Consider the following 18,883-nt stretch of genomic DNA (forward strand, 5'->3'; position numbering starts at 1 on the left):
AATTTTTGGGAATTCAGGAATTTACTCGTTTGGAATACCGAGAGTATATTTCATACTGATGTAATCGTATCCCTATACAATGGGCAACTCGTCTAACCTTGAATTCCTTTAGCGCATAAAATTAATTATCTTGTGGCATCTGCATTGTGAAAACTATAGAGCAAAGTAAAATATTATTCTATCTACATGACTTTGGTATTTGAAACATAATTGCCTCCTTGTTTTAAACTGGCACTTATTGTTTCTATTTAAGCCCTGTTTTTAAAATCCATCTCCCCTGGCATTTTATCAAATGCGCCTTGGCGCATCCGCCGGAGGCTTTAACTTTATTCAGCCGGGGTTTGAACCCCCACTGAATGAAGTTAAATTTAAATTATATGAAAAGTTGGTTTCAAAAGTTGCTCATTCATTTACATACGAAGAAAGGAGGGAAAACTGTTGAAAAGGTTTAAAGAATGGGCAAATGTGAATAGCTGGTGGCTGCCATGGGTCGGAGTAACTGCTACCATTTTCGGGCTAATATTTCCTGATATACTTTTAAAAACGGGACAAGCACTAACCAAATTTATGCAAGTGATGTTAGCTTATTGGATCCAAGTGTTAATTGTTGTTTGGGTAATTTATATTCAAATAGAGATACAAAGGCTGAAAAAAAAGAAAGAGTATCCGTAAAAGCCACTCGAAAACAAAGTCTCTTAAACCTCGCCGTATGAAATCGGCTTTTTCATTTTATAAGCCGAAAAAACGACAAATTCTCTCAAAAACAGACGGAAAATTCCGACTTTATTACTCAACACTTTAAAAAAGAGGAGGAAAAGAAATGATGCAATCTGTTCGAGGGATTCCATTCACGATAGTACAGCAATTAAATGAAGTGAATGAAGTACCAAGAGGAATTGAATTGATTCAGGCTCCAAAGATCTGGCAAGATACAAGGGGAGAAGGAATTAAAATCGCAGTTGTAGATACTGGCTGTGATATCAATCATCCTGATTTAAAGGATCGGATTATGGGCGGTAGAAATTTTACGGATGATGATCAAGGCAACCCTGAAATATTTCAAGATTATAATGGTCACGGTACTCATGTATCAGGGACAATTGCAGCAACTGAAAACAACATTGGAGTAGTCGGTGTGGCTCCGGAAGCAAGTTTACTAATTGTAAAAGTTCTTAATAGGCATGGTGTCGGTCAACATGATTGGATCATCAAAGGTCTCAAGTATGCGATTGAACAAAACGTAGATATCATTTCAATGTCTCTCGGTGGACCTGATGACAATCCGGAACTTTATCGTGTTATCAAACAAGCTGTGGCCAAAAATATACTAGTAGTTTGTGCTGCCGGGAATGAAGGAGATGGCAACGAATTAACTGATGAATTCGCATATCCGGGGCGATATAATGAAGTCATTTGCGTTGGAGCAGTCAATTTTGACCGACATTCTTCTGATTTTACAAGTTCTCACAATGAAGTAGATTTAGTGGCTCCTGGGGAAGAAATTTTATCAACATATATAGATGGGAAATACGCCACTTTAAGTGGTACATCCATGGCCACTCCTCATGTTTCTGGAGCGCTGGCCCTTATAAAAGTTTTTGCGAATCAATACTTTGACAGGCAGCTTTCCGAACCTGAGCTTTATGCTCAATTAATTAAAAGAACAATCCCGCTCGGCTTTTCTCCGAAGGTTGAAGGAAATGGCATTCTCTATCTGACTGTCCCAGAACATCTCGCTAAGGTATTTGATCAGGAGTTTGCAGATAAGATTATTAGAGCCTGTGCTGGAGGTGCATCCTTGAAAATTTGACTAGTTTACAAAAAAAGATAATGAAACGGGATGCCCAGAGCATCCCGTTTCATTATCTAAATCACAGCAAGCATTACTGCCCACCCGCTTGATTCATGTCAATTTCCTGCGCATTTTCCAATGCTTCTTTTGGAACTTCAACATCTTTATCTTTCACAGCATTATAGTCGCTGTATGTAGACTTCATATCCATCTGCATATTCATCTTTTGGTCTTCCACATCTGTAGACATTTCCATCACCATGTTCAACGCATTTAAATAGAAAGTTTCTTTATCGATAAAGACCTCGTAATCAACCTTATTGAATTTCATACCACTCATTAGCCCTTCTGCTTGCATGTCAGAAGGTAAAGCGTCTTTGACACTATCCTTTAAAAATTTATCGAATTTATCTCCATCTGCTTTCAATGTCAAAATATAATTCTTGTCATCTTGCTTAAAGTCAAACTCGTTAACAAACTCTTTTAACTGATCCAACTGTCCAGAAGGATTGGACTGTCCTTCAGACATTTGCAGGATTTGGCCTGAAAGTTCTTCTGGAAGCTTCATCCACATTTTTTGAGTCGGCTCATACATATAGAAGCCATCCTTCGTCAAATAAGAATTAATTTCCTGCTTTTGCCCATCAAGCGTCATCGTCATTTTTTGGTGCATTGCCATTGGCTCAGTCACAAACGCCATATCAATATCTGAATTGATATCTTGTTTTTCGCCAGCCGCTTCTACTGCTTGTTTCATGCTGATTTTAGCTTTGAAGCTCTTTACGTCCTTATTGGCTTCTTCTGATTTCTTAAACACATCTTCCAGTGTAAGTTCACTTTCTTTTTCCTTATTCGCTTTTTCTTTTTCAGCCGATGTTCCTTGCTTTGATTCATCCTTTTTATCCACCGGATCAGCCGTTTGGCTGCACGCTGCGAGCATAAGCATTAGCATCGCACCGAAAATGATTGACATTGTTTTCTTCATTACAAAAGTCAGCTCCCTTAAAATTTTGTAAAGCGTCTAGATGCTTGTGGTTATATACGGATCAAAGGCCTGATAGTTTCACAGAATCAGAAAATGATTCTTATGAACTATAAAACGATCAGCCCTTTTCACCTAACTTTCAGTCGTCATGGCGTTTTCCCAACGTTGATTAATGATATTAATCAACTCATCAATGGAACAGGCCAGATTTTTAACTGATATATTGACTTGCGATTCATACCGAATGACGGGTCAACTCGCGGTCAATTGTAAAAAATGCTAAGATAAAATCTACCCAGAAAAGCTAATCAAATCTAGAGCTTCAATCCCATTCCATATGATAAGGCCGCTGCAATATATAACTGGTCTGATCAATAATTCCCCCATTGGAAATAATGACTGCCGGTTCACGTTGAAACAGAGGCCCAATAAGCTATAGTAAGAATACCAATAATAATCACCGGCAAATCCCTTCAAATTGCTCTTTTATATATAATGATTGAATGAATAGCCCCAAGCGACAAAAACGAGGGAAAGAATTGCCAGCATCATCACCAATGAAACAACCCTTTTCAAGCCGAAAACGCAATACTTTCTAAGTTTAAAGGTTATGGATAAAAAAATAAATCCTCCGAATGACCTATGGAGGATTTAAAAAACGATTTACTTCCAAGTGATGCTTTCTATCTTGAATTCACTATTAGGTATGCTTGGCATACTGACTAGGCTGTAGCTTAGATCCTGCTTCGGTATTTCATAAGAAATCCGGTTAATCAAAAAATCGACGAAAACTTTCATGGCTTCAATTGTGATCCATTCTCCCGGACAACGATGGCCGCCATTATAGTCTCCTCCCCCTTGCGGAATCAGACTATATTTCAGATCACCAGTTTTTCCATTAAAGCGCTCCGGATCAAATACATCCGGATTTTCCCATAGCTCCGGGTCATGGTTTGTTCCGTACAAATCCAGCAAGGTCAAAGTTTCTTTTTCAAAAGTAAGGTCCTTCCATGTGAAATCTTCTTTCACCCGTGCAGCAGCAAATGGAAAAAACGGATAAAACCTTCGCACCTCCTGGATGAACATTTGCACATATTCGTCATCCACGGAAGTCAGCTTTTCTTTTTGATCCGGAAACTGATGCAATGCCAAAGCAGTAAAATTAATATAGATTGAAATTGCTACAATCGGCCTTAAAATGTTGATGATTTCAACGGCAGCAACAGCAGAATCCAATAGCCTCCCTTCCAAGTCCTTATGTTCGGAGATGACATGAAGAGCTGACTGTTCCTCCGGCAATAGCTTTCCCTCTCTGACTTGCTCTACAAGCCGGCCGATCTGTTTTTCCATCTGATTACGGGAATTCCTCCCCTTCCAGTGCTTGGGCCCTAAAGTAGCAGGCGACTCAAAAAGTGAACTTAGTTCGTCCGTTCTTTTTCCAAGCTCTTCATCGCTTAATGGAACACCTGCCCATCGGCATGCTGATTTACATAAAATCTTCTTTGCTTCTTCATAGAGAACGACCTCACCTTTATCCAACCATGATTCCACTGCTTTTTCCCACTCATTCCTGTTTATTTCAATAAATCTTTGTACGCCCTCTTCGGACATGAGAGACATGAACATTTCCTTCCTATGAAAATGGGCTTTCCCGTCAAGCGTTTGTACACCCTTTTCCCCAAACAAGGTTTGCCGGACACGCTTGGGGGCCGCGCCGCTTCTTTTGAATTTATTATTGTCATAAAAAAGCTCGGCGGCTTCCTTTCCCCCCATACAAATCGCTTTTTGCCCAAGCAAGCGCGTTTCAAAAATGTCCGATTGGAAACTGCGGCGCCTGTTCGGGATATACATATAACCTTCTCTCATTAAAGAAACACTATGATCCAATCCCTCTTCACGGGGCATTTGATTTAAACCAGACATATGAACCGCCTCCTTTTAAAAAATTGGCTTATCCTATGTTCCCCTAAAAACTCTTTTAAAAACTAGATTTTTTAACTTCATTCAGCAGAAACCTCCCACTTCTGTAAGTGGTGAGATGAATGCCTATTGGTATTCCATTCAGTAGAGGTTCAAACCCCGGCTGAATAAAGTCAAAGCCTCCGGCGGATGCCACAGGTTTTCAGAGGAAATTTATCGAGCGGAGCTCGATAAAATCTGGGCGTAAATACGCCAAGGCGCATTTGATAATAGAGACGGTTTGACTGAAAAATTTTTCCCTGAGTCAGATCCCTTCAAGTTTTTTTGGATTTCTTACAAAATATAAGTTATTGCCTATCCCCTTATTCGCATGAATAAAAGTCACAACCAGAATATGGCCATCGGAACGGACTACAATCCCAGTCTTACCGTATAAAGGGACCAATTGTACAACAAGATCCTCTCCGTTAGCAGAAGCCTGCTGCAATAGACCAAACAGGAATCGTACAACACGATCTCGCGACATAATAGGATGAATGGCAGCGGGGACTTTTCCTCCTCCATCAGATACAGTTACAACATCACCCGCAATAGAGTACATCACCGTGTCGTCGTTGCCACGTGACAATGCACCAATAAAACCTGAAGCTCATGCTGACCGCATACCTTCCTTTAAGTCACTTTCAGAAACTCTCATTTTGCTTTTGGGCCAGCTCATCTGTTTCCGATAATTAACTTTGGTTTTCTCCGCCAGTTCTGCGATTCCAGGATAGTCGAAGCTTAAGCGGCTCCGTTCAAATCAGTCAGTCCGATCCCTCTTTTTCAAGGACAGACTTACAAATAACACTTCCCTCCGCTAATTAAAGGATTGCTTATTCGTAAAATTGAACCTCTCGCCACTTAACAACCTTACGGTCTGTTTGAAGTGGGAGATTCCTAAGAACACCTTCGTAACCGAAAGTTTTGATTAGGCTATCCCCGTAGTTCCTACGGTTAAAAGTCTTATAGCTTCGTTTCTAAGGTTATGGCCTGCGTTAATATCTCTATCGTGATGTGTGCCACAAGATGGACAGTCCCATTCACGAAGATTTAGATTACATAATGATACCAGTTTCGGCTTCGCCAACTGCATTCATCTCCCACTTACTCATTGGGCTCCGCCCTTTATATTCCTTGAAGTGGGAGTCTTCTGTCGGAAAATGATAAAAAAGCATCTCCCCATGGAGATGCAAAAAATAATCAAAAAGTAGACTCATGTTTACTTAGCCGATTTACCTTGACTATAGGCTTCTTTATATAAAGCTTTATAATCTTTATATTTTTTGGGTACCCAGCTAGTCGAGAAAAACTTTTGACCTTTTTTAAAGCCTGCTTTCCTGACCTCTGCTGCTTTTTTATTAGAGTCGAACCCTTGCTCATACCATTTTGAATAATCCTTGTTTTCCTTATAATCTTTAGGAATCTTGACACTATAGTTGGTCTTCGCAGATTTTTTTCCTTCCTTGGTTATTGTCTCTTTTATTCCTGATTTGTAACCTTTTTTATATGCCGCAATAAAGGCTTTTTTATCCTTGTTTCCTGGTTTTGGGTCCTGCTTTTTCAACCCATGTTTCTTTCCCAGCTTATATTGCTTTTCTATTTCTTTTTCTCGTTTTTCATTTCCTTCTTTAAAACCTTCTTCAAAGATACCATGCCTTTTTTTAGGAATGTCATCCAAATCGATTTTTTCTTGGTCTAACCCCTGTTCATACCCTTTTTGAAAATATTTTTTCTGTTCCTTTTTTTCTTTCCAAGACGCCGCATAGCCCTTCTTAAAGCCTTCGGCATAAGCTGAGGATTTCCCGTCTAAATGCTTATCAGGATCGTTTTTTTCAGCTGTATCGAAATCCTCCTTGGCTATTTCAGCTCCTTCTTTTTCTCCTAGCTTACGTTCTTTAATGGCTTCTTGTCTTTTTTTCTCTTCTTCCTCAGCTCTTTTTCGCGCTTCTTCCTCGGCTTTTTTCCTTTCTTCTTCCGCTCTCTGCCGAGCTAACTCCTCTTGCTTTCTCTGTTCCTCTAATGCTTGATTATTTACCTCAGGGGCTTGAGCTGGCGCTGAAGGCCCCTTATTTGTAGAGTTCCCGCTTCCATTTCCATTAGAGCTTCCACTGGAGCTACCACCGTTATGATAGTGATATTCTCCATACTCCAATCCCCATTTTTCACAATTCGTTCTACAAGTATGTCCCCCATTTGAATCTGTTCTTCCTGGATGAGCACTTGTATAGCTTGGGATAGTAAATAAGAAAATGACTAAACTCAACAATCCCAAATAAATCTTTCTGCCCATTTTTTCTTTTCTCCCCTTTCATCGTAATAATTCGACAAAAGGGATATTTTACCTGTTGAAATCATTCGTCAAAAGACGACAAAATTCAATTTTGGCTTTTCTTTTTGTACTATAATTCAATTTTCTTGTAAAATTCTCCAACCTAGGCAAAGCAAAATTAACACCCCAAACAAAGTAATATAGAACATGAAAACCCCTCCCTAGGATCAGGTATTTCATCTCCCCACTTACAGATGTGGGAGACTTCAACTGAATGAAGTTAACATTCTAAGAATCATACCTGATGAGGTTCCCATATTTTAATTAATCCTGCATTTAAGTAATAATCCCAAATTTCGATTCTTCATATTCTGCATCAAAAATAAATATCTTGTCCGACTGCTAGCAATCCAATGAAATCATAGCCTCATCAAAAAAATTTTTACCTAAAAAATAAAACGGCAATACCACTGTTTAGGTATTGCACCGATTGTAATCTCCGCATATTTTTTAGCAACTATGATAACAGAACAATGAACATATTATGTTAATACATCCTCTAGTCATTGCGATTTCCTTACCCATTCAGATCTACTTTTTTTCCTCTCCCCAAATCGATTTATTTGTACATTAATACGCGAGCATTCCGATGAAAAATCACAAAAACTTAGACCTTCTAGAACTTTTTCGTCAATTGCAACAAATTTCATTCATTACATCATCTGTTAAGTATTAGCCAATAGGCTTTTGACCTATCACAATACGAACAGGCGGAAACAATAGATAGTGTGGTCCAATCACGCTTACCTCAGCCATTTCCAACTCTTTAAAAACTTGTGCGTATTCTTTAACATGTTGAAAATCAAGAATAGCAAATCGTCCGCCAGGTTTTAATACTCGGACCACTTCCTTTAAAGCCTTGCGCCGCTCTTTAATATTACGCACATTATGAATCGCAAGGCTGGACACGACGATATCAAAAGTGTCTTGTTCAAAAGGCATGTTTCGAAAATCACCATCAATAATATCGATCTTTTCAAGGACCCCCTCCACTTGAGCATTTTTACGGGTAGCATCTGGATGATTTCCAGATTGATCTTGACGATTCCAAATATCAAGCCCCACAGCTCTTCCTGTTGTGGGTCTTTGGGCAGCTGCATTTAATAACAGCCCTCGGCCACATCCAATATCAAGAATTTTTTCATCTCCTTCAATGTCTACCAAGTCAAGTAATCTTTCTCGTTCGTACAGTTTTCCAACCTTGCTCCCCCAAAACATATATATCGATTCAGCCAAACAAACCACAAAAGTAACACTAAAAACCACACCAAATATCCAACCTGCCCATTGCCATGTCATTCTAAGAAGCCAAAATGATGCGAAGGCTAAAACAAGCCCGGCAACACTTATGAGGGATAAGTTTCGAATCACACCTGGGGCATCAATGCCATAGTCGGGTTTATTTGTTGAGTTATTCATTTTCATCCTCCAGCGGGTTTAGCTTTATATAAATGCTTCCTTAATAAATAAATTTATTCGTGTTCATTAAGTAGGATTCCTGTTTTCATTCCGAAAAAGGATTCATGTATAATGTAGGCTAGCAAAGAAGTCATCTTTCATATATTCTATATAAAAGAACAATGAAATTCTTCTGACGGGCGTATGATTCGCCCTCTATCAAATGCGCCTTGGCGTATTTGCGCCCAGATTTTATCAGAGCTCCGCTCGATAAATTTCCTCTGAAAATCTGTGGCATCCGCCGGAGGCTTTAACTTCATTCAGCAGAAGTGGGAGACTTCTGCTGAATGAAGTTAAATATAGGGAGATGCGGTATGGTAAGAATAATGGTTGTAGAAGATGATCCCAACATTGCTTCGCTATTACACGGTCACATTAAAAAGTATGGGTTTCATGTAACACTTGTTGAAGACTTCGATCATATCATCGACTTTTTTAAAGAAGAAGAACCAGATCTCGTTTTACTGGATATCAATTTACCAAGCTATGACGGGTTTTATTGGTGTCGACAAATTCGGGCAATTTCAACATGTCCCATTCTGTTTATTTCCGCACGTTCCGGAAAAATGGATCAAGTGATGGCCTTGGAAAATGGCGGCGATGATTTTATTACAAAACCGTTTGATTACGATGTCGTCCTGGCCAAGATTCGCAGCAGTTTGCGCAGGGCATATGGGGAGTACGCTCCGAAAACAGAAGAAAGGACCGTTCAACTAGATGGGCTTGTTCTTTACTTGGAACGAATGGAATTACATAAAAATACTGAAGTTGTTTCACTGACAAAAAAAGAGACAATCTTACTGGAACTATTAATGAAACGCTCTCCAAGAGTTGCCAACAGGGAAGCAATTCTTGAAAAACTTTGGGATGACCAATCCTTTGTCGACGAAAATACATTAAATGTCAATGTGACAAGGATTCGTAAAAAGCTTCTCGAACTAGGTATTGAGCATGCGATTGAAACAGTCCGGGGTGCTGGATATCGGCTTATCCCCAATTGGGAGAAACTTTCATGAATCTATTTATTCGAGAACACCTCCCGTTGATCATCATCAATTGTTTACAAATGACTGTCATGATTCTTGTCTTTTGGCTGGATGGCTATCGCTCTGTTCCATTGGTTTTGTATTCGCTTTTTCTCAGTGTCTTTTTCCTTACTGTTTATTTAGTCTATCGTTACATCACACACAAAGATTTTTATAAAAGGTTGGCTCAGCCAATGAAACGCTTTGATGAAGCGTTCGAGACATTCCAATCAGCTCCTTTGACCGAAGCACTTTCCAACTTGTTAAAATCGCAGCATACTCTTCATCTTAATGAACGTCAATACCAAGAAAAGCGCCGTAATGATCATTTAACTTTCATTAATCAATGGGTTCATCAAATGAAAACGCCGCTATCTGTCATAGAGTTGATCACTCAGGAAAACGACGAGGAATATATGACGAGCATAAGAGGCGAAACGGATAAACTGGAAAAGGGTTTGGAAATGGTCCTTTATTCGGCAAGACTTGAGACATTCGAACATGATTTCCAAGTTCAACAAGTCTCATTAAGAAAAATAACGGAGCAAGCTATTCGTGAAAATAAGCGCCTATTTATAAAAAATGAAGTATATCCTGAATTACATGTCCAATCAACGGTTGTCGAGTCAGATGAAAAGTGGCTTATTTTTATCATCAATCAATTGATTACCAATGCTGTGAAATATTCTGCTGGAAAATCACGTAAAGTTATCATCTCCGAAACAAGGCAATCGGCACAAGTGGAACTTATTGTCCAAGATTTCGGAATCGGAATCGCAAAAACAGATGTGAAGCGCGTTTTCAATCCGTTTTTTACAGGAGAGAATGGCAGATTGTATCGTGAATCAACCGGGATGGGATTATATCTAGCTAAAGAAGTATGTGAAAAGCTAGGGCACGGAATCGAACTTGAATCCCTTCAAGGGGAAGGAACGACCGTCAAACTAATCTTTCAAATGTAATCATGAAATCTTACAAAAATGTAAGATTTATGTAAGCTGAACCAATGGTTAAGAAGGCCCCGATTCTTCTACAATAGTTGTAGTGAGAAAGGGGTTTTTCTTATGGAAATGTTAAAAATTAAAAATTTAAGTAAGATTTACGATGGAAAGGTTGCCTACCAAGCATTATCTGATATTAATTTAACAATTGATAAAGGTGAATTTGTTGGGATCATGGGACCGTCCGGGAGCGGGAAATCAACCTTACTGAATATGGTTGCCACGATTGACCTCCCGACATCAGGTTCGCTCATAGTCAATGGTAAGGATCCTCTGAGGATGAAGCATAACGAACTAGCCTTATTTCGTCGCCGTGAATTAGGTTTCATCTTCCAAGATTTCAATTTACTTCCGACCCTTACCGTTGAGGAAAATATTGTTCTCCCCTTGACCCTAGACGGAAAGAGTGTAAAAGAAATGGATCAAAAAATCAAGGACGTTGCGGACAAATTAGGCATTACATCGATTTTGAAAAAGCGTACGTATGAAATTTCCGGAGGACAAGCACAAAGAACAGCCATTGCTCGTGCGATTATTCATCATCCAAAAATGGTATTGGCTGATGAACCAACGGGGAATCTCGATTCCAAATCATCAAGATCAGCCATGGAAATGATGGAACAGATCAATAAAGAGGATGGTACGACAATGATGATGGTAACCCATGACCCAATTGCAGCAAGTTATACCGAACGGGTTGTCTTTATTAAAGATGGTAAATTATTTAATGAAATCCATCGTGGGGACAACCGCCAGGCTTTCTTCCAAAAAATTATAGATGTGTTGTCGCTGTTGGGAGGGAATACAAGTGACCTTTCGTCAATTCGCGTTTAATAATGTTTTTCGGAATAAGCGGACCTATGCAGCCTACTTTTTAAGCAGTTTATTTGCTGTCCTGGTGTTTTTTGTCTATGCCATCTTTTCTTTCCACCCAGAATTGATAAAAGTTAATTCGAGCGTAGCAATTGGCTTACATTTTGCCGAAGGGATTATTTATGTATTTTCTTTCATCTTCGTTTTGGTGTCAATGAGTGCCTTTTTGCATTCACGAAAAAAAGAGTTTGGTTTGATGGTCATGCTGGGAATGACGAATCACCAATTACGCCGAATGGTCTTTCTAGAAAATGTCTTAATCGGATTTTTTGCAACGGTCTCAGGGATTGGAATTGGTCTTGTCTTTGCCAAATTAATATTAATGGCCGCAGAGAGGATATTAAATTTGAAGGAAGCCCTTCCCTTTTATTTTCCGTGGCAAGCGGCGCTCTTAACATTCAGTGCCTTTTTAATTCTATTTGTAGTCATTTCCTTTTTTACCGTCTCAATTCTTAAAGGAAATAAGCTCATTGATTTAATTAAAGGCAGTTCTGCACCGAAAAAGGAACCAAAGGAATCGATTGTCCTTTCGATACTGGCAGCACTTTTGTTGACGACCGGCTATGTGATTGCTTTATCCGTCCGAGAGATCCAAGTTGTGACAGCGATGATCCCTGTTACAATTATCGTCATTATTGGAACGTACTTTCTTTTCACACAGCTCAGCGTCTTTATGATTAATCGTATGAAAAAACGGAAGAACCTATTTTGGAAAAAAACAAATCTTCTGCTCTTATCTGATCTAGCCTATAGAATGAAGGATAATGCCCGGGCCTTTTTCTTTGTGGCCATCGTATCTACAGTAGCCTTTTCAGCAATTGGCTCACTTGTCGGTTTTCGTTACATGTTTACCACTTCATTGACTGAAGAGCGGCCATTTGCTTTTGAATATGTGTCAGATCAAGGCAATCAACAGGAAAAAAAGCATATCCAGCTAATCGAAAAAGAATTAGATTCGACAAAATATGAGAAAGCGAGCATAACAATTAAACATGTAACTACGGAAAACTCCGATGAAGAGGATTCTGTGGGTTGGGGAATTGTTTCGCAATCCGAATATAACCGCTTAGCTAAAGCAGCCAGACAATTGGATAAGCAAGTATCACTTAAGAATAATGAAGCTATGATGCTTTATTTTCACAATCCCCTTCAAGAAATGCCTGATATACAGAAAAGAAAAAGTCATCGTATTGGCGGACATACAATACAACAAATTGGGATCCAACCGATGAATTTAATCCGAACACATGAGGACTATCTTGTTGTTAGTGATGAGTTTTATAACAATATAAAAGATTTTTCAACACAAGTATATTACGGTTTTTACGTGAAGGATTGGAAAGATACTGCGAAGATTGGGGAAAATCTTTTAAAAACTATGGACGTTGAACATACATCGGGATTTGATGACAATTTCAGATTTTCCTCACTTGGATATGATTGGGACAGTTTCAATCAAGCCTCTGGAGCTACCCTGTTCGTCGGGTTATTTATTGGAGCAGTCTTCTTTGTTGCGGCTGGAAGCTTTTTATATTTCCGGCTCTATGCGGATTTAGAAGATGAGAAAAGGAAATTTTCTGCGATTAGTAAGCTTGGGCTAACAAGCAAAGAGCTATCCAAAATTCTGACCATCCAATTGGCTCTATTGTTCTTTGTTCCTATAGTTGTTGCACTCGTCCACGGTGCGGTCGCTCTTACCGCGTTACAACATATGTTCAATTTTAACTTGTTCAAGACTACAGCCTTAGTATTAGGCAGCTTTACTGTAATCCAAATCGTTTATTTTCTCTTTATTCGCTTCAATTATATTCGTAAAATTAAAAGTTCTATCTAAGCTGAAAGAGTGGCGCATTTCTACTATAGAAATGCGCCACTCTTTCGAGAAACCCAGTACACTTCCTGTTAGGGAATTGCGCCCTATTGTTGAAGAACTTTGCATTGAATAGTTAGAAATGTACAGTAAAAAACTTCTCTTAAAGTTATATCAAATGCGCCTTGGCGTATTTGCGCCCAGATTTTATCGAGCTACACTCGATAAAATCTGGGGCATCCGGAGGCTTTAGCTTTATTCAGCCAGGGTTTGAACCCCCGCTGAATGGAATACCAACATGCGTTCATCTCACCACTTACAGAAGTGGAAGACTTCTGCTGAATGAAGTTAAACAGGTGTTTCGTAACCTTTACATTTATCCTAATATAAAGTATAATACATTCTGTAAAGTCAATTTCAATGAGCAAATCATCATATAATAAGAGGTGCTTTTTTTGAGTGCGGTAGTTTCTAAATAGGAAAAACATTATAGGAAATAAGGAAATTTTCAACAAAAGGGGATTGTGGTTAATTTTATGCCCCCTATTTTGTTATGGACTTATTTCCGCCTATGAAGATACCTACCCTACTTTATAAAAAGGCGTACTATTCCATAAGTAGAGCTATCCTTTTGGTGGTTTTATTTATGTACTTTACTTTGCCTTTTAAACGTAAGCTGCGGTATCTGCCGCAGCTTTTTTTATTCAAACAGCTCATTGAAATTCTTGCAGTAGGTTTCTTCATTGCTGATACATTAATCACATTGAGGAGAATGAAAAACATGAATGAAAATACTTTTGAAAAATTACAATACAACGAACTAAAAGAGATTGTAAAATCGTATTGCGTTGGCGGGCTCGGCAAGCAATTAATCGATCAATTAACTCCAAGCTCTAATCTAAAAGTAGTAAAGCACCGATTAACCGAAACCACTGAAGCACGCGCCATTCTAGATGCAGCAGGAAACGTTCCTTTCATCGGAGTTTCCGACATGGAATATATCATCGATAAATTAGATAACGGGACCATTTTAGACCCAGAGGAGCTTTTACGTATTTCAAATTTTTTAAGGGGCAGCCGGAAAATTAAAATGTTCATGTCCAGCAAAGAATTTTTTGCACCGACATTAGCGTCCTATGCTAATTCCATGACAGATTTCGTGAGAGTAGAAGAGGAAATTAATTTTTCCATTAAAAACAATCAGGTTGACTCTGCTGCCAGCAAAGAACTCAAACGTGTTCGTTCCCATATTCAATCCACTGAACAAAAACTTAAAGAACGTTTAAATAAATTCTTAAACAGCAGTGTAAATAAAAAATATATTCAGGAATTCTTTATTAGTATAAAAGATGATCGCTATACAATACCGATAAAAGCTTCCTACAAAAATCAAGTACAGGGTACCATAATTGAAGTATCTTCCAAAGGTTCAACCGTCTTTATAGAGCCTAGCGCGGTAGGAAAATTAAGTGGTGAGTTAGCAGCCTTAAAATCTGAAGAGTCCATGTTGGAATATCAAATACTAGCCACTTTAACAGGGATAGTGGCAGAAAATCTCCAACTTATTAAAAAGAATATCGAGCTTATTTCCCGGTACGATATGATTTTTGCAAAAGGTAAATACAGTAAGCATGTGGGCGGAATTGAGCCAAACATTAATGAACATGGAAATATTACATTAGTCCAGTGCAAGCATCCCTTATTATCAGGTGATGCTGTTCCTCTTCAGTTTCAAATTGGAAGTAGTTATCGGAGCCTAATCATAACCGGTCCTAATGCTGGAGGAAAAACAATTGTTCTGAAAACAATTGGTCTTGTCACTTTGGCCACTATGTCCGGTTTTCATATTATGGCCTCGGAAGAAACCGAAATTGCCATATTTGACCACATTTTTGTGGATATAGGCGACAATCAGAGTCTAGAAAATGCACTTAGTACATTCTCTTCTCACATGAAGAATTTATCGGAAATCCTTCGATCTGTAAACAACAATACGCTGTTGCTATTCGACGAGATTGGCAGCGGGACGGAACCAAATGAAGGAGCTGCTTTAGCAATCTCCCTCTTGGAAGAATTTTACCTTAAAGGATGCATTACTATTGCGACGACGCATTACGGAGAAATAAAACGCTTTTCCGAATTGCATAGTGACTTTATGAATGCAGCCATGCAATTTAATCCAGAAACTCTTGAGCCATTATATCAGCTCCTCATTGGGCAATCAGGAGACAGTCATGCCCTTTGGATTTCCAGAAAAATGGATGTGCCGGAAGATGTTCTACAAAGAGCAGAAGATTACATGAAACATAAAAAATATCGCTTAGAACATTTAAACGAAAGCAAAATTCGAAAGTCAAAGACAACTGTTGAAAAAGCAGAAGATAATGTCGGATATAAAAAAGGGATCCGTATCAACCTAGATGACCATAACGACATGATATAGCGTAAAAAGAAAAAGATAAATACTATTACCCGATTGCGTTCTATCAAAATCGATTTTTTGAGGTATACGAAAAGCGGTTCTTTTGGCGTTAGAGATTACTTTTTTGTTCGAATATGATAACCGTTTTTTGTTTTCTTATTAGGAAAAAAGGTATTAAAAAAGACCAAAGGTGTGATGTGCACATCACACTCTCTGATCTTTTCAATAGCCTTTCAAGGGAGCAGACCACATTGTAGTTAGAAAAAAGTAACCAACCCAAATGCTGACACTAGGCGTTCAATGGGTGGTTACTTTTTTTGTTGCGACAGTATGTTTTTTTCAAATAGGGTTATCCTTACTTGGATCGTATTTCTGTTTTGCGGACACCCTCTAGTAAATTGAAAGCGGTCAGAGCATCATTATTCGAGAAAACGGCCCTTGAATGTGGACGTAAAATTAGATAGGGTGTATTTTGTCCACAATAAGGCAATCGGCCTGCCGTTCCTCCTTTGTGATTGTCTCTAGCCATTTTGATAAAACTTATTTCCTTCCAGGAAATTCAAATGTCAACTTCCCATTTTCAATTTGTAGGTAGGCTTCAAAGGACTTTCCCTTTTTACTTTTAAATCCCTTCAGCAATCCAGTCTTTCCACTATTTAATAGTTTTCTGATCATCGCTTCACTTAATTTTTTTCCACAAAAAGTCTTTGGCAAGGTGAATACACATCCTTTTTGATATTCAGCACATCCATAGAATTTCCCTTTATCTTGAACCCTGCCGCTCCTACATACAGGACACGTTCCCATGAACGAGCTCTGGACTTTATCTTTGACCTGAACATCTAATTGACCGACACTGCTCGGGGCACTTTCTAATAAGGATTGAATAAATTTTTCGATTTGCTGGATAAAAACTTCTTGGGTTCCTTCGCTTTGACCAATTTTATGTAAATATTGCTCCCACTTACCAGTCATCTCCGGGCTGGACAACAATGTTCCTTCTACTGCTTGGCAGAGGGTCCCGCCTTTATTTGTAATATGCACAATGTTCTTTTTCACTTCAATATATTTTTGATGCTTCAATGTTTCGATGATGGCTGCACGAGTAGCTTCAGTTCCGATCCCTTCAGTTTTATTTAACATTTCCTTTGCTTCCTCGTCTTCAACATCCTTTCCAGCATTTTTCATTACTTGAATCAAATGACCTTCTGTAAAGGGTTTCGGCGGCTGAGTCATTCCCTCTTTCAATTTCACATTTACCGTGCAACTCTCCCCTTCTTTCATTTGGGGAAGAGCTGCATCCTCTTCTTTTTTAGAATCCGTTTTGGGTTCTTCTTTGCCAAACAACACTTTCCAACCTTTTTTCAGCTCAGCTTTTCCTGTTTTTTCAAAGATCATCTTATTTACATCTACCGCTACTTTCGTTTCCTCATATTCGTAATCTGGAGCAAACATCGCAAGGGTGGTTAAAAGCACTTCCCGATAAATATTCCGTTCCTTTACTGACAATGCATTTAAGTTCATTGTTTTCCTTGTAGGAATGATCGCATAGTGCTCCTGAACTTTCCGCCCGTCAACAAACCGTCTCTGAGGATAAGGATAAGCCAATTCTAAGGTCACTCCTGCACAGCTTTGATAGTCAGAAAGATGCTCTTTCAAATAGTTAAATTCGTTTTCTGTTATAAAATGAGTGTCCGTCCTGGGGTAGCTGATCAGTTTTTTCTCATACAACCCTTGTGCAGTTTTCAAAGTTTCAGAAGGGCTGTATTTCCAATGCTTGTTGGCTTTCGCCTGTAAAGTGGAGAGCGAGTGCAGCCGGGGGGACTTTGTTTTTTTCAGAGCTTTTTGAATCCGATCAATGACTCCCTTATTTTCCCCGGGGACAACATTATGCTTATCTATTACAGCTTGCGCTTCTTCTTTCGATTTGAATTTTTCTTTATGCTTTGCTTCAAATTGGCCATTTTTTACCGTCGTATCTCCGATCCACTCAAAGAAGGGCTCCGATTTGAAATTCTCAATCTCTTGGTGGCGCTTATAGATCAAATATAGAGTCGGCGTCTGAACTCGCCCAACACTGAAAGGTCCCCGAACTCCCTTTTGCTGGAGCAACAACGTATACAATCTTGAAGCGTTCATGCCGACAAGCCAGTCGCTAAATTGTCTCGTTTGTGCTTCGCGGTACAGCGAAATATAATCATGTCCTTCTTTTAAATTTTGGAAACCCCTTTGAATCTCTTCCACTTCCAATGAATTGATCCATAATCTTTTGGTTGGCTTTTTCCACGCACCTGCCAACAGGATAATACTTCTTGCAATATTTTCACCTTCACGGTCACAATCCGTTGCAACGATGACTCCTGATGATGAATGAAGCAGCTTTTTTACCAAGGCAAACTGCTTCCTTTTGTCTTTAGCCACTTGAAATTTGAAGTGCTCAGGAAAAATCGGCAGGGTTTGCATGGACCACCTTTTCCATTCGCCCTTATACTGTTCAGGCTCCACCAACTCAACTAAATGGCCCAGCCCCCATGTGATAAATACTCTTTTATTAAAAAAACGGCTGTCTTCCACTTCTATATATCCATCTTTTTTTATCGCATTTCGAAATGCATCAGCATAAGCCCTTCCTTGACTGGGCTTTTCTGCTAAAATTAATACGTATCCCAATTTCAAGTCAACCTCCTTTAATTCAGATTCTCATTGATATAAGTCTTGTTCAATTTTTTTACAATGCCAATATAACCTTTGAATCTCTAATAATCGTAAACATCCTCCTACAACAATTCATTCTTCCTTTTAAAGTATCTTGGATCATTTAATTCGTCCACACTATATGGTTAAGTGAGCCCCTCTATAGCAAAGGATTCAAGCATTTGTTTTTTAAAATTATAAAAATCCCTTGGTATTTGATTGCCTTCCACTCAAATCTATAGCTACCATTCTCTATTGTTTACCCTAAAATTTTAAATTAGAGAACATACACTCCCATCCTAATTTGGACAATTTCTCTTGAAAAGTCAATCAATTAAAGCATTTTTGAATGGGATAGGTTCAGAAAAATGTAAATTTATAGGGATAAACAAATCCAATATTAAAAAGCTTAATTTCTCAGCATTAAATTGAAAAATTAAGCTTTTTTGTTATTGAATTAAGGTTCTCTAATTCCTACTGCTAGTAAAAGAAAATAAGCAATTACGAAAAATACGCATTCAGTATAATTCCTATT

13 protein-coding genes and 2 pseudogenes are annotated in these 18,883 nt (G+C 38.7%); 7 read left to right on the forward strand and 8 right to left on the reverse strand.

Going from position 1 to position 18,883, the window contains the following annotated elements; genetic code table 11:
* Window positions 1–438 precede the first annotated feature (438 nt).
* Both D5F11_RS13330 and D5F11_RS13335 read left to right on the forward strand, forming a co-directional pair.
* Complete coding sequence (locus D5F11_RS13330; protein WP_120116852.1) at window positions 439–672, forward strand: hypothetical protein; 234 nt, start codon at window positions 439–441, stop codon at window positions 670–672.
* 148 nt (window positions 673–820) lie between these two features.
* Window positions 821–1,810: a S8 family peptidase gene (locus D5F11_RS13335; RefSeq protein ID WP_120116851.1), complete on the forward strand. Its 990-nt coding sequence runs from the start codon at window positions 821–823 to the stop codon at window positions 1,808–1,810.
* Window positions 1,811–1,883: 73 nt separating this feature from the next.
* Here the strand turns inward: D5F11_RS13335 and D5F11_RS13340 are convergent, their stop codons facing one another.
* From D5F11_RS13340 to D5F11_RS26495, 7 genes and pseudogenes are all read right to left on the reverse strand, one after another.
* The gene (locus tag D5F11_RS13340; protein WP_120116850.1) at window positions 1,884–2,777 is read right to left on the reverse strand and encodes a DUF6612 family protein; all 894 of its coding nucleotides are present in this window, start codon (window positions 2,775–2,777) and stop codon (window positions 1,884–1,886) included.
* 663 nt (window positions 2,778–3,440) lie between these two features.
* Window positions 3,441–4,700, reverse strand: coding sequence for a CYP152 family fatty-acid peroxygenase CypC (gene cypC / locus D5F11_RS13345; protein WP_120116849.1), 1,260 nt, complete (start codon window positions 4,698–4,700; stop codon window positions 3,441–3,443).
* A gap of 301 nt (window positions 4,701–5,001) precedes the next feature.
* Window positions 5,002–5,325: a sigma-70 family RNA polymerase sigma factor family protein gene (locus D5F11_RS13350; protein WP_126646585.1), complete on the reverse strand. Its 324-nt coding sequence runs from the start codon at window positions 5,323–5,325 to the stop codon at window positions 5,002–5,004.
* A 339-nt stretch (window positions 5,326–5,664) separates the two neighbouring features.
* Window positions 5,665–5,793, reverse strand: a pseudogene (locus D5F11_RS13355) (zinc ribbon domain-containing protein); the annotation flags it as partial.
* A gap of 162 nt (window positions 5,794–5,955) precedes the next feature.
* Window positions 5,956–7,026 carry a YHYH domain-containing protein gene (locus D5F11_RS13360; protein WP_120116847.1) on the reverse strand — a complete coding sequence of 357 codons (1,071 nt, stop codon included), beginning with the start codon at window positions 7,024–7,026 and terminating at the stop codon, window positions 5,956–5,958.
* 711 nt (window positions 7,027–7,737) lie between these two features.
* Entirely contained in the window at window positions 7,738–8,484 is a 747-nt protein-coding gene (locus D5F11_RS13365; RefSeq protein WP_221768455.1) for a class I SAM-dependent methyltransferase, read from the reverse strand.
* Between the two features lie 146 nt (window positions 8,485–8,630).
* Window positions 8,631–8,783: a hypothetical protein gene (locus D5F11_RS26495; protein WP_185830690.1), complete on the reverse strand. Its 153-nt coding sequence runs from the start codon at window positions 8,781–8,783 to the stop codon at window positions 8,631–8,633.
* Window positions 8,784–8,837: 54 nt separating this feature from the next.
* Here D5F11_RS26495 and D5F11_RS13370 point away from each other — a divergent pair, with 54 nt between their 5' ends.
* The 5 genes and pseudogenes from D5F11_RS13370 to D5F11_RS13390 all read left to right on the forward strand — a co-directional run.
* The gene (locus D5F11_RS13370) at window positions 8,838–9,539 is read left to right on the forward strand and encodes a response regulator transcription factor (protein WP_120116845.1); all 702 of its coding nucleotides are present in this window, start codon (window positions 8,838–8,840) and stop codon (window positions 9,537–9,539) included.
* Entirely contained in the window at window positions 9,536–10,510 is a 975-nt protein-coding gene (locus D5F11_RS13375; protein ID WP_120116844.1) for a sensor histidine kinase, read from the forward strand. The genes D5F11_RS13370 and D5F11_RS13375 overlap by 4 nt, the downstream gene beginning before the upstream one ends.
* A 108-nt stretch (window positions 10,511–10,618) precedes the next feature.
* Window positions 10,619–11,383, forward strand: coding sequence for an ABC transporter ATP-binding protein (locus tag D5F11_RS13380; protein WP_120116860.1), 765 nt, complete (start codon window positions 10,619–10,621; stop codon window positions 11,381–11,383).
* Entirely contained in the window at window positions 11,358–13,256 is a 1,899-nt protein-coding gene (locus tag D5F11_RS13385) for an ABC transporter permease (RefSeq protein ID WP_120116843.1), read from the forward strand. Before D5F11_RS13380 ends, D5F11_RS13385 begins: the two co-directional genes overlap by 26 nt.
* A 757-nt stretch (window positions 13,257–14,013) precedes the next feature.
* A pseudogene (locus D5F11_RS13390) lies at window positions 14,014–15,752 on the forward strand (endonuclease MutS2); the annotation flags it as partial.
* Window positions 15,753–16,194: 442 nt separating this feature from the next.
* Here D5F11_RS13390 and D5F11_RS13395 read toward each other — a convergent pair.
* Window positions 16,195–18,324 (reverse strand): type IA DNA topoisomerase, encoded by a 2,130-nt coding sequence (locus D5F11_RS13395; protein WP_120116859.1) that lies wholly within the window; start codon window positions 18,322–18,324, stop codon window positions 16,195–16,197.
* Window positions 18,325–18,883: the final 559 nt, after the last annotated feature.

The organism is Siminovitchia terrae (assembly GCF_003605405.2).
Taxonomy (GTDB): Bacteria; Bacillota; Bacilli; order Bacillales; family Bacillaceae_C; genus Siminovitchia; species Siminovitchia terrae.

Excerpts from the sequence above, each read along its gene's own strand:
- D5F11_RS13335 (WP_120116851.1), top strand. The coding sequence starts at position 821 with ATGATGCAATCTGTTCGAGGGATTCCATTCACGATAGTACAGCAATTA.
- D5F11_RS13340 (WP_120116850.1), bottom strand. The coding sequence starts at position 2,777 with ATGAAGAAAACAATGTCAATCATTTTCGGTGCGATGCTAATGCTTATG.
- cypC (WP_120116849.1), bottom strand. The coding sequence starts at position 4,700 with ATGTCTGGTTTAAATCAAATGCCCCGTGAAGAGGGATTGGATCATAGT.
- D5F11_RS13360 (WP_120116847.1), bottom strand. The coding sequence starts at position 7,026 with ATGGGCAGAAAGATTTATTTGGGATTGTTGAGTTTAGTCATTTTCTTA.
- D5F11_RS13365 (WP_221768455.1), bottom strand. The coding sequence starts at position 8,484 with ATGAATAACTCAACAAATAAACCCGACTATGGCATTGATGCCCCAGGT.
- D5F11_RS26495 (WP_185830690.1), bottom strand. The coding sequence starts at position 8,783 with ATGAAGTTAAAGCCTCCGGCGGATGCCACAGATTTTCAGAGGAAATTT.
- D5F11_RS13370 (WP_120116845.1), top strand. The coding sequence starts at position 8,838 with ATGGTAAGAATAATGGTTGTAGAAGATGATCCCAACATTGCTTCGCTA.
- D5F11_RS13375 (WP_120116844.1), top strand. The coding sequence starts at position 9,536 with ATGAATCTATTTATTCGAGAACACCTCCCGTTGATCATCATCAATTGT.
- D5F11_RS13380 (WP_120116860.1), top strand. The coding sequence starts at position 10,619 with ATGTTAAAAATTAAAAATTTAAGTAAGATTTACGATGGAAAGGTTGCC.